Source organism: Micromonospora sp. NBRC 110038 (genome assembly GCF_020884815.1).
In the GTDB taxonomy this organism is placed as follows: Bacteria; Actinomycetota; Actinomycetes; order Mycobacteriales; family Micromonosporaceae; genus Micromonospora; species Micromonospora haikouensis.
Map to the genome: position 1 here is coordinate 431,984 of NZ_BBOL01000003.1, position 12,452 is coordinate 444,435.

9 protein-coding genes and 1 pseudogene are annotated in these 12,452 nt (G+C 74.7%); 4 read left to right on the top strand and 6 right to left on the bottom strand.

Features of this window, described 5'->3' with window-relative positions; genetic code table 11:
- Nucleotides 1-63: 63 nt before the first annotated feature.
- Both LPU61_RS13600 and LPU61_RS13605 read right to left on the bottom strand, forming a co-directional pair.
- Nucleotides 64-567, bottom strand: coding sequence for a pyridoxamine 5'-phosphate oxidase family protein (locus LPU61_RS13600; protein WP_229405089.1), 504 nt, complete (start codon nt 565-567; stop codon nt 64-66).
- Between the two features lie 64 nt (nt 568-631).
- Nucleotides 632-1,129: a polyadenylate-specific 3'-exoribonuclease AS gene (locus tag LPU61_RS13605; RefSeq protein WP_043967210.1), complete on the bottom strand. Its 498-nt coding sequence runs from the start codon at nt 1,127-1,129 to the stop codon at nt 632-634.
- 245 nt (nt 1,130-1,374) lie between these two features.
- On the opposite strand from LPU61_RS13605, the pseudogene LPU61_RS13610 reads away from it, so the two are divergent.
- Nucleotides 1,375-2,068 (top strand): annotated as a pseudogene (locus LPU61_RS13610) (Crp/Fnr family transcriptional regulator).
- A 95-nt stretch (nt 2,069-2,163) separates the two neighbouring features.
- Here LPU61_RS13610 and LPU61_RS13615 read toward each other — a convergent pair.
- Nucleotides 2,164-2,301 carry a hypothetical protein gene (locus tag LPU61_RS13615; RefSeq protein ID WP_228987051.1) on the bottom strand — a complete coding sequence of 46 codons (138 nt, stop codon included), beginning with the start codon at nt 2,299-2,301 and terminating at the stop codon, nt 2,164-2,166.
- Nucleotides 2,302-2,535: 234 nt separating this feature from the next.
- On the opposite strand from LPU61_RS13615, the gene LPU61_RS13620 reads away from it, so the two are divergent.
- From LPU61_RS13620 to LPU61_RS13630, 3 genes are all read left to right on the top strand, one after another.
- Nucleotides 2,536-6,015 carry an adenylate/guanylate cyclase domain-containing protein gene (locus tag LPU61_RS13620; protein ID WP_374199677.1) on the top strand — a complete coding sequence of 1,160 codons (3,480 nt, stop codon included), beginning with the start codon at nt 2,536-2,538 and terminating at the stop codon, nt 6,013-6,015.
- Nucleotides 6,016-6,829: 814 nt separating this feature from the next.
- A complete protein-coding gene (locus tag LPU61_RS13625; RefSeq protein WP_043967206.1) occupies nt 6,830-7,657 on the top strand; it encodes a hypothetical protein in 828 nt (275 codons plus the stop codon).
- A gap of 206 nt (nt 7,658-7,863) precedes the next feature.
- Nucleotides 7,864-9,282, top strand: coding sequence for a trehalose-6-phosphate synthase (locus LPU61_RS13630; protein ID WP_043969291.1), 1,419 nt, complete (start codon nt 7,864-7,866; stop codon nt 9,280-9,282).
- Nucleotides 9,283-9,363: 81 nt separating this feature from the next.
- Here the strand turns inward: LPU61_RS13630 and LPU61_RS13635 are convergent, their stop codons facing one another.
- The 3 genes from LPU61_RS13635 to LPU61_RS13645 all read right to left on the bottom strand — a co-directional run bounded on the left by LPU61_RS13635 (nt 9,364) and on the right by LPU61_RS13645 (nt 12,446).
- Complete coding sequence (locus LPU61_RS13635; protein WP_043969290.1) at nt 9,364-10,158, bottom strand: alpha/beta hydrolase; 795 nt, start codon at nt 10,156-10,158, stop codon at nt 9,364-9,366.
- A 23-nt stretch (nt 10,159-10,181) separates the two neighbouring features.
- Nucleotides 10,182-11,585 (bottom strand): NAD(P)/FAD-dependent oxidoreductase, encoded by a 1,404-nt coding sequence (locus tag LPU61_RS13640; RefSeq protein WP_043967205.1) that lies wholly within the window; start codon nt 11,583-11,585, stop codon nt 10,182-10,184.
- A gap of 135 nt (nt 11,586-11,720) precedes the next feature.
- Nucleotides 11,721-12,446 carry an endonuclease/exonuclease/phosphatase family protein gene (locus LPU61_RS13645; RefSeq protein WP_043967203.1) on the bottom strand — a complete coding sequence of 242 codons (726 nt, stop codon included), beginning with the start codon at nt 12,444-12,446 and terminating at the stop codon, nt 11,721-11,723.
- Between the last annotated feature and the right edge of the window lie 6 nt (nt 12,447-12,452).

Sequence of the window (12,452 nt, forward strand, 5' to 3'; positions counted from 1 at the left end):
CCCTGCGAACTGTAGCCGCCGCGACAATCCGCCGGCAGCGCGCCCCGGGCAGGCGTCCACCGCTCAGAAGGTCACCTCGCGGTTCTCCCCCGCCCTCGGCGGCTTCCCCGTCACCGCCGCCCTGGCGAGGCCGAGCAGGTTGACGACGGTGCCGCCCGGGGAGTCCCAGTACTCGGCCGAGCCGGCGTGCACCTTGATCAGGGTCAGCCCCGGGGTGTCCAGGCCGGCCGGGAACCAGGTCTTCAGCAGCGGGTGCCACAGCCGCTCGGCGTGCCTGCGGTCGTACCCCTCCTGGGCGGTGCCGGCGACCGACACCCAGGCGTGGTTGCGCTGGTCGGCGAAGGCCACGTTGACCTCCGGGTTGACCCGCAACTGACGCACCTTGGCCGAGTCGGCGTACGCGAAGAACCACAGGTCGCCGTCGAACTCCGCCTCCTGCAGGCCCATCGGCCGGCTGACCAGCCGGCCGTCCAGCCCGATGGTGGTCAGCATGCAGATCCGCGCGGCGCGGACCAGCTCGGTCACCCGGCTGCGGGCGTCGGCGGCGCTGGTCGGCTCACTGCTCATGGTGGCACTCCCTCGATCGGCTCGACGCCGACCCGGTGCCCCGGAGAGCACCCGCCAAACCTGATCAGCGGGCCGTCATCGCACGCCAGCGGGCGAGGTTGTGCCGGGCGTCGACCAGCGCGTCGTGCCGGGCCGCGTCGGCGTTCGGCAGGGGCGGCCGGCCCCGGTCGTCCCAGAGCTGGCGCAGCTCCTTGGTGAACCGGGGGATCTCCCGGGGCAGCCCCGGCATCGAACCCCAGAGCTGGGCCAGCACCACGTGGTCGTACGCGGCGTACCAGGCCCACAGCTCCAGCTGCTCGCCCGGCCGGCCCCGGATCGGCTCCATCAGGAAGTCGTAGAGGTCGTCGCGGATCCGCTCCCGCGACCGCCAGGCCCGGTCGGCCGGCGAGGGCAGCCGGTCCAGGACGTTGCGGCGCACCCAGGGCACGGCGCGGGAGTCGTCGAACTCCGTGGAGACGGCGTAGAACTCGCGCCCGTTCTCGTCGACGACGCCGATCGACACGAGGTCGACGGTGCGCCCGTCCTCGATGAACTCGCAGTCGTAGAAGTAGCGGTATACCATCGCCCGCCATCCTCGCCCACCGACGCCACCGGCCGCCAGCCGGGGGCCGCGCCCGCCGCGACGCCCCTGCGCCGCAGCTCGGGACTGTTACGGAAGTGTCGCCGGGGGTGTACAGCGGGCGACCGGGCCGTCATGATCTGATGAGTGCCGCTACCGGACACCGAACCGGTTCGCGACCTCGCGGCGGGGGCTGACGGGTTCACCCGGCCGCGAGTTGAGGTCCTTTACCGGGGAGGGGTTGGGCCGTGGAGATGCGCCTGCCGGAGCCGGGTGACGCGCTCACGGGTGTCGAGATGTTCGCCGGCCTGGAGCCGGGAGGTGCGGCAGCGGGTGATCGCGGCGGCGGTGCCGCGCACGTACCGCAAGGGCCAGTTGCTCTTCGTCGAGAACGACCCCGGCGAGTCCCTGATCGTGCTGCGCCGCGGCGCGGTGGCCGTGTTCCGCACCGCGCCGACCGGCGAGCGGGCCGTGCTGTCGGTGATCCGACCCCCGGACGTCCTCGGCGAGGTCTCCCTGCTCGACGCCTCCACCCGCTCCGCGTCGGCCGAGGCGATCGAGGACTGCGCCGCCCTCGCGCTGTCCCGGCCCGCATTCATGGAGCTGGTGCACTCCAACCCGCGCATCCTCGACGCGGTGATGCGCTCCCTCGGCGGGCTGATCCGCCGGCTGACCGAGCAGAACGCCGACCACGTCTTCCTCGACCTGCCCGGCCGGGTGGCCAAGACGCTGGTGCGGCTGGCCGGCGAGAGCCAGGCCCCGATGATCACCATCGAGCTCAACCAGAGCCAGCTCGCCGAGATGGCCGGAGGCTCGCGGCAGAGCGTCAACCAGGCCATCGGGTCCTTCGCCAGCCGGGGCTGGCTGCGCACGGAGGGCCGCCGGATCGTGGTCACCGACGTGGCGGCGCTGCGCCGCCGCGCCGGCATGAGCGACCGCTGACCGGCCGCTGACGCCGGCCCGGGCGACGGCCCACGCCGGCCTGAGCGCTGACGCCGGCCACGTCCACCAGGGGCGCGGCCGGCGTCAGCGTCGGATCACTTGCCCGGCTCGTCCGCGGGCGGCGCGCTCGGGCCGGGGCCGATCTTCGTCGGGTCGGTCGGCTTGGTCGTCGTGGTGGTCTTCGTGCTGCCCTGGTCGGGGGCGGTGCCCTGACCGTCCGGCGTGTCTACCATGCCCTGCTCCTCCAATGCGGCGAGAGTGACGGCATCGACGTCGACCGTGTCGCCCGGGGCCCACAGGGTGCCTCGCGGGTCCGTCCACGCGGCTGACAGTCGTACGTGCACGGCACTCTCCTGGCGTTCATGTCCTGAGCGGAAGGTTAGTCTGACCCGGTCGGGCGCACGATCCGCCTGCATATCGGGTAGCCGACTCTGCCGCCTGGCGCGATACTGGGCCCACCTCGCGCTCTGGAGCCGACCATCGACCTCAAGTGTGGACACTGCTCACGCGAAGCCGGTCCGGACGACCGCTTCTGCGGTGGGTGCGGGCAGGCCCTGACCCGTGGCTGTGCCACCTGCGGGCACGCCAACAGCGTCGAGGCCAACTTCTGCACCAGCTGCGGGCAGCCGCTGCGGGACCGGCCGGTGGTGGTGCAGGAGGACCGCCGGCAGGTCAGCGTCCTGTTCATCGACATCGTCGACTTCACGACGTACGCGGAGCGGGCCGACCCGGAGCAGGCCCGCAACCTCCAGCAGGCCTACTTCGCCACGGTACGACGGCTGGTGCACCAGTACGGCGGAGTGGTCGAGAAGTTCATCGGCGACGCGGTGATGGCGCTGTTCGGGGCGCCCGTGGCCACTGACAACGACGCGCTGCGCTGCGTACGGGCGGGGCTGGAGCTGCAACGCAACCTGGCCCGCCAGCCGGCCGGACCGCACCCGCCGCTCGGCTTCCGGGTCGGCATCGCCACCGGCGAGGCGCTGGTCGACCTGTCCGCCGCCCGCGACGGCGGGCAGGGTTTCGTCACCGGGGACGTGGTCAACACCGCCTCGCGGTTGCAGTCGCTCGCGCCGTCGGGCGGCGTGGTCGTCGACGAGAGCACCTGGGCGGCGACCCGGCACGACATGGAGTACGCCGACCGGCCGCCGGTGACGCTGCGGGGCCGCTCCGCGGTCAGCCGGATCTGGCTGGCCGTGCGGGCGCTGCCCCAGCGGGACCTGACCACCGCCGAGCTGACCCCGATGGTCAACCGGGAACACGAACGCGGCCTGCTGGTCAACGCCCTGCACCGCACGGTGACCGAGCGCACCTCGCAGCTCGTCACGGTGTTCGGCTCGGCGGGGGTGGGCAAGAGCCGGCTGTTGCGCGAGCTGGCCCGGCACGCCGCCAGCCTGCCCGGCCCGCCGATCACCTGGCTGGTCGGGCAGTGCCCGCCGTTCGGCGAGAACGTCACGTACGCCGCGCTCGCCGACATCGTGAAGGGCTGGGTCGGCGTGTCGAACGTCGACGACCCGGCGGCGCTCGGCGACCGGCTGCGGCAGCGGCTGGCCCGGCTGGGCGACCCGCACGCCGTGCGGCTGGCCGACCCGCTCGGCCCGCTCATCGGCCTGCCCGGCGAGCGGCTCACCCCGGGCGAGACCGAGACGTCCTGGCGGCGGTTCCTGCTCGCCCTGGCCGCGGCGGGCCCGACGGTGCTGGTGTTCGAGGACATGCACTGGGCAGACCAGGCGATGCTCGCCTTCGTCGAGCAGCTCGGCGCGGCGGCCCGGGGCGTGCCGCTGCTGGTGCTGGCGACCGCGCGGCCCGAGCTGCGGGAGCGGCACCCGGCCTGGACGGGCACGATCAGCGGGGCGATGTCGATCTCGGTGCCGCCGATGCACGACTCCGACATCGACACCCTCTACTCGCTGCTGCTCGGGCAGTCCGCGCTGCTGCCCGCGTCCCGGGGGCCGCTGATCGAGTTCGCCGACGGCAACCCGCTCTACGCCCAGGAGTACGCCCGGATGCTGCTCGACGGCGGGCTCGTCGACCCCGCCGGGCGGGCCGACCCGGCCCGTACGCCGGAGATGCCGCGCACGGTGCAGGCGGTCATCGCCAACCGGCTCGACCTGCTCGACCCGGCCGACCGGGCCGTGCTCCAGGCCGCCGCCGTCGTCGGCGTGCAGTTCTGGCCGGGGCCGGTGGCCACCGCGCTGGGCCGCCCCGTGCGGTGGGTGGAGCGGGCGCTGGGCCGGCTGCAGCGCCGGGACCTAGTGTACGAACAGCCCAGCTCGACGATGCCGGGCCAGCCCGAGTACCGCTTCCGGCACGTCCTGGTGCGCGACGTGTGCTATCAGCGGCTGCCCCGCACCGAGCGGGTGGCGCGCCACCAGAGCACCGCCGACTGGCTGGAGCAGGTCACCGACGGCCGGCAGCAGGACCTGGTCGAGGTGCTCGCCAACCACCGCTGGGCGGCGCACGAGATCGCCCGTACCGTCGGGCTGGACACCACGCCCTACGTGCCGGCGGCGCGGGCCGCGCTGCACCGGGCGGCCCGCCGGGCGTACGAGCTGCACGCGCTGGACACCGCCGCGACCCTGATGGGGCGGGCGCTGGCCCTGCCCGGCGGACCCGAGCCGACGTTGGAGCTGTTCGACGCCGAGCTGGCGCTGTTCCGCGACGGGGACGCGTTCCTCGTCGACGGCGGCGCGGCACGGTTGGCCCGGCTGGCCGGCGAGCTGGCCGGGGCCGGCGAGCCGACGGGGGCGGCGCGGGCCTGGACGCTGCTCGCCACCGCCGCGTGGCGGCGGGCGGACCGGGCCGAGACGCTGCGCTGCCTGGACCGGGCCATCGGCATCTACACCGACCTGCCCGACAGCGAGGAGAAGGCGAGCGCCCTGCTGGAGCTGGCCCGGGTGCACATGCTCAACGCGGAGACCGAGCCCGCGTGCGCGGCGGCCCGGACCGCGGCGGGCCTCGCCGAGCGGCTCCAGCTGCGGGAGGTCAGCGCGAGCGCCCGGATCACCCTCGCGGTGGCCCGTTACCTGTCGGGGGTGCCGGAGGCGTACGCGGAGCTGGTCGAGATCACCGAGCACTGCCGGGTGGAGCGGCTGGCCAGCCGCCGGCGGGCGGTGCACAACCTGGCCTGGGCGTTGCAGGAGGAGGGCGACCTGGCCGGCTCGGCGCGGCTGGTGGACGAGCAGCGCTCGCTGGACCTCGGCGGCGAGCACAGCCTCACCGCGAGCTTCGAGGACCAGTGGGCCCGGTCGTACTACGCCGGGGACTGGGGTGCGGCGGCGGACCTGGCGGCCGAGTCGACGCGCCGGCCGACCGGCGAGTGGGACATGCACATCGTCGCGGTGTCCGGCTGGATGCGGACGCTGCGCGGCGACCCGGAGGCCCCGGCCGACGGCGGCGGGCCGGACCAGGTGGAGCGGGCGGTGGCCGCCGGACGGCGGTCCGGCTTCCACCGGGTGCTGCGGTCCACGTTGGCCCACGCGGCGCTGTGCCGGGCCGTGCAGGGGCGTGAGGCCGAGGCGCTGCGGCTGCTCGCCGAGCTGGACGAGGACTGGCGGCGGACCCGGGAGATCCCGTTCGCCGAGTGGGTGCCGGCGATCGGCCACGTCGCGGTGGTGCTCGGCGGGGACGCGGCCCGCCGGGTGCGCCGGCTGCTGACCTCCGCGCCCCGGATGACGCCCTGGGCCCGGGCCGCCGGGCAGGCGGCGGAGGCCGCGCTGGCCGGGTCGACCGGCGACGCCCGGGCCGCCGCCAAGCTGTTCCGGTCGGCGGCCGAGCAGTACCGGCGGATGGGCGACCTGACCGACCACGTGCTCGCCGCCGCGCTGTCGGTGCCCACCCTGCGCGAGGTGGACCCGGCGGGCGCGGCGCAGGTGCTGGCCGAGGTGCGCGGGTTCGCGGCCCGCAACCACGCCCCGGGCCTGCTCCGGCTAGCCGGCACCACCGACTAGCCCCGCCGACCGGGCCCGCCGACCAGGCCGGCGACCAGGCCCAGCGACCAGGCCCGGCGACGGATCCCCCGGTCAACGGGATCCACCGGGGCTTGCCAGGTCCACCGGCATACCGCGTCCACCGGATTCACGGGCGACAAGGCCATCCCGCCCGACCACTGAGGACGAGACAGGCCGCCCGGCGGGGCAACCGCCCTCCGCCATGTAGGCGAGAACGCGAGGGGGCGAGAGCCGCACCTGCGATGCGGCGCCTACGCAGCTGAGTCACATACGACATCACCGACCACCCGAAGCCCCCTCCCCGCCCCTCCCGCCCCGCCCGCGCCTCCGCGCCTCCGCGCCTCCGCCCTCCCGCGCCTCCGCGCCCCCCCTGCCGACCCCCGCCCGTGCTGCCCCCCGGGCCGGTGATCAAGAGAATTGTGTCATCGCAGAGATCAACTCTGACGCTTTTCTCTTGATCACCGGCCCGGGGGACGGTGGGACGGTGGGACGGTGGGACGGTGGGCTGGGCGGGACGGTGGGGGTGGGGTGGGGCGGGGGGGTGATGTCGTATTCGACTCAGCTGCGTAGGTGTCGGCAGGGGCGGGTCGGCCGGGCGGTGCTGGTGGTGGGCCGGGGCGCGGGGCTTCTGTTGGCAAGCGATTAGCGAAAACCGACATTGAGGCCCCGCCCCGACCTGCGGCAGGGGCCTTACTTCGTACGGCGCGCCACAACGCACTCCCGGAAGGGGGCCCTGACGTGTCACGATTCAGGGCACGGCGTGCGGGGCGTCGGGTGCTTACCGCACCGGGAGGTGCGCGAGGGAGGGTGTCCGGTGTCAGCGGGTAGGGCCCGCCGGGGACGGCGGGACAACGGGCTCGACGCGAGCGAGTACGCGGTCGCCGGCGACGTGGATCCGCGCGTGGGCGAGCACCTGCTCGACGTGCTGGCCGCGGGCGGCATCGCCGCGTACCTGCAGCCGTCGGCCGACCTGAACCCGGTCACCCGCACCACCACCGTCCCGGCCCGCCCCGTGGACCGGCTCTACGTCGACCGCTCCCACCTGACGACCGCGCGCGACTACCTGACCCAGCTCGCCGAGGAGGCCCCGGCCGCGCCGGCCCGCGACGAGCCCGACGTCGACGCCGAGTGGGCCCGTATCGTGGCCGGCTTCCACACCGCGCCGGCCGCCGGGGCGCACCCCTGGCCCGCCGCCGAGGACATCGACGACGAGCCCGACGAGCAGCCGGCCGGCACGACCGGCCGGGTCGGCGCGGACGAGGGCGGCACCGCCACCGACGTACGCCGGCTGCCGTGGGCCGCCGACGTCTCGGGCGTCTCCGTCGGCGGGGGACGGCAGGACGAGCCGTCCCTGTTGGACGGGCTGGACACCTTCGGCGCCGGCCTGCCCGACGACGCCGACGAGCGCTACACCCCGCCGCCGCCACCGCCGCTGCCCCGCGTTTCCAAGTACGCGGTGGCCGGCGTGCTGGCCATCGTCGCCGGGTTCGTGCTCTTCCTGGAGCCGACGTTGCTGCCGGTGGACCCGTCCGTGGTGACCCTGCTCGGCTTCACCGGCATCCTGGCCGGCTTCGTGACGCTGATCTGGCGGCTGCGCCCCGGCGACTCCGACGACGACCCCGACGACGGCGCCCGCGTCTGAGGCGGCCCCATACGCCGGGTAGCGACCCGTCCCCACAGGCGGACGGCGGATGCCCGAATTGCGGGACGCGCACCGCCCCCGGCATGGGGCGTAACAGTGGTGTAACTTACTGTCAGTAGGAATACCGCTGTACGTCACTTCCCGCACTGGCTGCCCGGTTGTTCCTTGCTAGCGGTGGTCGGTCTCTGCTGATCGGAATGCCCGAGATGCGACAGAGTTCCCTCGTGGTGGTGGCCAACCGCCTGCCCATCGACGACAGTGTGGCGCCCGACGGCGCCTGCGAATGGCGACGCAGCCCCGGCGGGCTGGTGAGCGCCCTGCATCCCCTGCTGCGGCACACGCCGGCCACCTGGGTCGGCTGGGCCGGCGGCACCGGGCCGGCGCCGAGCCTGCCCGACATCGGCAGCGTGCGGATGCGCACCGTGCCGCTGAGCGGCGAGGACTTCCGCGACCACTACGAGGGCTTCGCCAACTCGACCCTGTGGCCGCTCTACCACGACGCGGTGGAGCAGCCGGAATACCACCGCCGCTGGTGGGAGGCGTACCAGCGGGTCAACCAGCGGTTCGCCGAGGCGACCGCCGAGGCGGCCGAGCAGGGCGCGGTGGTCTGGGTGCAGGACTACCACCTGCAACTGGTGCCCGGCCTGCTGCGCGAGCTGCGCCCCGACCTGCGGATCGGTTTCTTCCTGCACGTGCCGTTCCCGCCGCCGGAGCTGTTCATGCAGCTCCCCCGCCGGGCCGAGCTGCTGCGCGGCATGCTCGGCGCCGACCTGATCGGCTTCCAGCGTGCCCAGGCCGCGCACAACTTCGCCCAGCTGGTGGCCAAGGTGCTGGAGCTGCCGGCGACCGACCGGCGCATCGGCGTCGGCGACCGGGTGGTCCGCATCGGGGCGTTCCCGGTCTCGATCGACACCGCCGAGATGGCCGCGCTGGCCGCCCGCCCCGACGTGGTGGCGCGGGCCCAGCGGCTGCGCCACGACCTCGGCGACCCCGACCACGTCATCCTCAGCGTCGACCGGATGGACTACACCAAGGGCATCGAGCAGCGGCTCAAGGCCTACAGCGAGCTGTTGGCCAGCGGGCACGTCAAGGTGCGCGACACGGTGCTGGTGCAGGTGGCGGTGCCCAGCCGGGAGCGGGTCACGCAATACCAGATCCTCCGCGACCGGGTCGAGCGCGAGGTGGGGCGGATCAACGGCGAGTTCGGCCGGGTGGGCGAGCCGGCCATCCACTACCTCACCCAGCCGTTCGACCGGGCGGAGCTGGCGGCGCTCTACCGGGTCGCCGACGTGATGGCGGTGACCCCGCTGCGCGACGGCATGAACCTCGTCGCGAAGGAATACGTGGCGGCCCGGGTCGACGACACGGGGTCGCTGCTGCTCAGCGAGTTCGCCGGCTCGGCGGCCGAGCTGCCGCAGGCGCACCTGGTCAACCCGCACGACCTGGAGGGGCTCAAGCAGGGGCTGCTCTCGGCGCTCGAGGCCGACCCGGCCGACGTCACGCCGCGGATGCGGGCGATGCGCGAGCACCTGCACCGCAACGACATCCGGGCGTGGGCCCGCTCCTACCTCAGCGCCCTCGACGATGGCGGGTCGCTGCTGACCCACCTCGCCCCCACCGGCTGACCGGGCGCTCCGCACGACCGGCCGCTGCCGGCGCGGCCCGCACCGCGGGCCGCGCCGGCAGCGGGTCAGGCAGGCAGCGGGTCAGGCCGGCGGGTGTTCCTTCTCCAGCCAGTCCAGGATCGCGTCGATCGGCTCCCGCCAGCGGACGTCGAGCATCAGGTCGTGCCCCATGCCGGGGAAGAGCAGCGGCGCGCCGCCGTGCCGGCGGGCGGCCCGGGTCAGCGCGGCCGGCGGGACCACCCGGTCGTCGGGGCTGCCCACGACCAGCACGGGCGGGTCGCCCACGGCCGGCTCCGGGTCGCGGTGGGTCAGCAGCTGCCACTGGGCACGCCGGCCGGCGTGGCCGATCCGGGCGGCGTACCGGCGGGCCTCGGCGTCGGGCAGCTCGCGGCTGAACAGCTGCCGGCGGCTCAGCCGCAGCCCCGCGCCGACGAACGCGGGCAGGGTGCCGCCGGGGTTGCGGCGCAGCGCCGTGCCGAGCGTCGCCCAGTCGCCGAGCACCGGGGCCGCCAGCACCGCCGCCCGCGCCGGGTAGCGGGCCAGGGCGTGCCGCACCACCAGGGCCCCGGCGCCGTGCCCCACCAGCACCGCCTGGCGCGGCAGGCCCGCCGCCACCTGCGTCACGTCATGGGTGTACGCCCGCAGCGTCGCCTCCGGCGCCGGCTCGCTGCCGCCGTGGCCGCGCAGGCTCAGCGCGTACGCCGGGAAACCGCGACCGGCGGCGTGGCCGAGCCAGTGTTCGGCGAACGCCCACGCGCCGTGACCGAAGCCGGGCACGAACAGCAGCGGCGGGCGGCCCTGCTCGACCTCGGGGAGCGCGCTGAGCACCTCGCGCCGGGCCGGACGGACGGGCCGGGCCCACTCCCGGCCGCGCATGATCCGCACCCGCTGCTGCCGGCTCACTTGTCCTCCAGCTCGTGCATGGCGCGCTGGACGGCGCGCAGGTAGTCGGCGTGGCCCACCTCGAACCAGTGCCGGCTGCTGTCCTTGACCTTCCCCGAATAGCGCTCGCCGGCCCCGGCGGTGACCCGCTGCGCGAACGCGGCGGCCCGCTCCGGTCGGCGCACGCGCAGCGCGAGCAGCCGGGCGAACAGGACGGTCTGCCAGTGCGACAGGGTGAAGATCCCCGAGTCGGGCTGGACCAGACCGGTGACGGCGAGCGTCGGGTGGCCGGGGACGAACGCGTTGAGCCACAGCCGGGGCCGGCCCGCCTCGTCCGCGCCGAGCACCCGGGGGTCGAGGAACTCGAAGCGCGGCAGGTAGCCGGTGGCGAAGACGACCAGCTCCGGGTCGATCTCGCGGCCGTCGGTCAGCTCGACGGCCTTGGCGTGGAACCGGGCCACGTCCGGCACGGGGGTGATCTGGCCGTGGCCGACGTGGTAGACGAGCTGACTGTTGGCGATGGGGTGGGTCTCGTAGACCCGGTGGTCGGGCTTGGGCAGGCCGAACCGGGTCAGGTCGCCGACGGTGAGCCGCAGCGTCCAGTGGTAGAGCCACTGCCGCACGCGCAGCGGCACCCGCAGGGCGAGCAGGCTGTCGTTGACCTGGTCGGCGGGGCGGCCGAGGACGTACTTGGGGGCGTACCAGTAGCCGCGGCGGGTGGAGTGCCAGCAGTGGGACGCCTGCTGGGCCGCCTCGACGGCGATGTCGCAGCCGGTGTTGCCGGCCCCGACGACCAGCACCCGCTTGCCGCGCAGTTGCGCCGGGTCCTTGTACGACGAGGCGTGCATGATCTCGCCCCGGAACTCCTCCAGCCCCTCGTAGCGGGGCAGCTTCGGCGACCAGTTGTGGCCGTTGGCGACGACCACGGCGGCGTACCGGGAGGTGCGCTCGGGGCCATACCCGCCGGTGCTGCGGGTGGTGACGTCCCAGCGGTCGCCGTCGACCGGCTCGACCCGGATCACCTCGGTGCCGAACCAGATGTGCTGGCGCAGGTCGAAGTGGTCGGCGTAGCGCTCGAAGTAGGTCAGCACCTGGCTGTGGTGCGGGTAGTCCGGCCAGTCGTCCGGCATCGGGAAGTCGGGGAACTGGGTGAACGGCCGCGACGAGATCAGGTGGGTGCTGGCGTAGACGGGGCTGCGGTCGTGGCGCCAGTTCCACGCGCCGCCGACGCCGGTCTCCCGCTCGTAGCAGTCGACGCCGAAGCCGTGCTCGCGCAGGTTCTTCACGGCGGTGAGGCCGCTGGCCCCGGCCCCGATGACGCAGACCGTGTCGCCTCGGTCGGAGACCGGTCGGGCGTCCCGGGGCGGGGCGAGCGTCGTCGCGTCCGGCTCGGGACGGCCGGGGTCGGTGGAGGGGGACACCGGATTCTCCTTATGTGCGGCACGAGTGCCGGAAATCATTCTCCTCATGCGCGGCATGAGCCGGGTCGCTGCGAAATCCTTCCGGTAACCCGACCGGTTTGTCCAGTCCCTGTGGACGGTGGGTCGCGCGGCCCGTCAGCCGGCGGCGGGCAGCAGCAGGTCGACCACGACCGGGAAGTGGTCGCTGGCCAGGCGGGCCTGCGGGGTGTCCACCACGTCGTAGTCGACCACGGTGATCCGGGGGTCGACGAAGACGGCGTCGATGCGGCGGCGCGGGTCGGCGCACGAGTAGGTGAGCCGGTCGGCGCGGTCGGCCGCGACCGCCGCGTCGGTCAGCCCCGCGCCGACGGTCGCCCACGCCGGGCCGTCCGGGCCCTCGTTGAGGTCGGCGCCGGCCACCACGGGCAGGTCGGCGGCGGCCAGCTCCCCCTTGAACGCCGCCGCCTGCGCGGGGCGCTCGGCCGGGTCGGTGGACAGGTGCGAGCCGGCCAGCAGGAACCGGGCCCCGCCGACGCGGCAGTCGGCGTACGCGGCGCCGCGCATGTGCCGGCCCGGGGTCAGCGGGTAGCGCTGGCAACGGGTGTCGGCCACCCGCACCCGCAGGCTGGTCAGCAGCAGGTTGCCCAGCGACGGCAGGCCGCCGACGGCGACGACCAGCCCGAACGACTCGGCCAGCGACGCGCACTTCTGCCGCCACCGGAACCGCCGGGGCGCCTCCTGCACGATCACCACGTCGGGGGCGACCGCGCGGACCACCGCCGCCAGCGCGGCCTGGTCGTCGCGCTGGCTGTGCACGTTGTACGACACGACGCGCAGCGGCACGCCGCCCGGGGCCTCGGCCCCCCGGCCAGTCTCGGTCATCCCGGC

Excerpts from the sequence above, each read along its gene's own strand:
- LPU61_RS13600 (WP_229405089.1), bottom strand. The coding sequence starts at position 567 with ATGAGCAGTGAGCCGACCAGCGCCGCCGACGCCCGCAGCCGGGTGACC.
- LPU61_RS13605 (WP_043967210.1), bottom strand. The coding sequence starts at position 1,129 with ATGGTATACCGCTACTTCTACGACTGCGAGTTCATCGAGGACGGGCGC.
- LPU61_RS13615 (WP_228987051.1), bottom strand. The coding sequence starts at position 2,301 with ATGGTAGACACGCCGGACGGTCAGGGCACCGCCCCCGACCAGGGCAGC.
- LPU61_RS13630 (WP_043969291.1), top strand. The coding sequence starts at position 7,864 with ATGCGACAGAGTTCCCTCGTGGTGGTGGCCAACCGCCTGCCCATCGAC.
- LPU61_RS13635 (WP_043969290.1), bottom strand. The coding sequence starts at position 10,158 with ATGCGCGGCCGGGAGTGGGCCCGGCCCGTCCGTCCGGCCCGGCGCGAG.
- LPU61_RS13645 (WP_043967203.1), bottom strand. The coding sequence starts at position 12,446 with ATGACCGAGACTGGCCGGGGGGCCGAGGCCCCGGGCGGCGTGCCGCTG.